This window comes from Mesorhizobium sp. M6A.T.Cr.TU.017.01.1.1, assembly GCF_004023115.1.
Classification (GTDB): Bacteria; Pseudomonadota; Alphaproteobacteria; order Rhizobiales; family Rhizobiaceae; genus Mesorhizobium; species Mesorhizobium mediterraneum.
The window spans coordinates 1-1,488 of record NZ_RZTA01000254.1; the positions used below are offsets into that span (position 1 = coordinate 1).

Consider the following 1,488-nt stretch of genomic DNA (forward strand, 5'->3'; position numbering starts at 1 on the left):
TGAGCCGCAAGTTTTGAGTTGCGTCTGCACGAGTAATTGCCTGGGGTGAGTTCGGGTAATTAGCCATGTGCAGGGTCCGCGATTTCGCCCAGCTTCAACTGTCAGGAGGCGATGGAGCCTGGCTTTCAAGCGATGGTCGATTGCATGCTAGAGGCCGGCTGGACGCGCCGAGAGAGGCGCAGCTCGCGATCGCCCATGCCATAATCCGCGCCGGCCGGCCGCGCTAAGTTAAAACGCAGTCAGCCGACTGCCGCGAATGGCCGACATGCTGGAAAGCTGGCGTATTCTCATTGGTCGCTCGAACAAGCCATTGAGGGTCGTGGGCAGGGCAGTGTTGCTATTAAATCAACTCGTCGCATGGGAATGGCGCAGTGTTTCTGCAGTCGGCGGATGTTTATTTGTGAGCGCAGGTCTGCACCTGCATCCTTTGGCGCTATTACACGTTTGCCCGGCGAAGAAGATGCTCCGGGCCGGCAGAATGTCGAAGAAAACAACCGACGACGCTTACGAAAACCAAGTGCAACTTGAGCGGCGGGCCGAACGGGAGGGCCGCGGACGCAATGCCGAATGGCCGTCACAGATTCCCAGCCGTGGCTGGAAAGACGTGCTGTGGCGGGTCTTTGCTGAAGTAAAGGAGGACCGTGTTATGCTGATCGCGGCCGGGGCCGCATTCTATCTGCTCCTTGCCCTCTTTCCCGCGCTCGCCGCGTTCGTGTCCATCTACGGTTTTGTCGCCGATCCTCAGACCATCGCTGAGCACATTTCGTTCCTTGGCGGCGTACTTCCTTCGGGCGGTTTGGACATTATCGGATCTCAGCTTAGGTCCTTGGCCGCTCAGAGGACTGGCGCGCTCAGCTTCGGTTTCATATTCGGCCTTGCCGTCGCACTGTGGAGCGCCAGCAACGGCATCAAGACGCTCTTCGAAGCCATGAACATCGCCTACGAGGAGAGTGAAAAGCGCGGCTTTATCCATCTGAATCTCCTGGCCTTGGGCTTCACACTTGGCGCCATCCTCATCGGTATTGGGTTTATCGTCTCGGTGGGGATCGTGCCGGCCATGCTTGCGCTGCTGAACCTCGGCGGCTGGGCCGAAGCCCTTGTGCGGATCTTTCGGTGGCCGATGATGCTGATCATGGTCGGCCTCGGGCTTATGCTGATCTATCGCTACGGCCCCAGCCGCGAAAGGGCAAAGTGGCAATGGGCAACATGGGGCGCCTTCCTCGCGGCTGTGGTCTGGATCGCAGTCTCGATAGGATTCTCCTATTACCTTGAAAACTTCGCCGACTACAACGCGACGTATGGAGCCCTGGGGGCAGTCATCGGCTTGATGATGTGGACCTGGATCTCCGTGATTGTCCTGATTGTGGGCGCGGAGCTGAATGCCGAGATGGAGCATCAGACCGCCAAGGACACCACCACAGGTGCGCAGCAGCCGATGGGTGCGCGAGGTGCCACGGTCGCCGACACGCTGGGCGGATCGGCCGATGC

The 1,488-nt window shown here is 59.4% G+C and carries 1 protein-coding gene; it reads left to right on the forward strand.

The genetic code is table 11. The annotated features are described in order from the left end of the window. Positions 1–256: 256 nt before the first annotated feature. Positions 257–1,488: YihY/virulence factor BrkB family protein (locus tag EOB36_RS33805; RefSeq protein WP_245467976.1), on the forward strand; the 1,232-nt coding region annotated here is incomplete at its 3' end.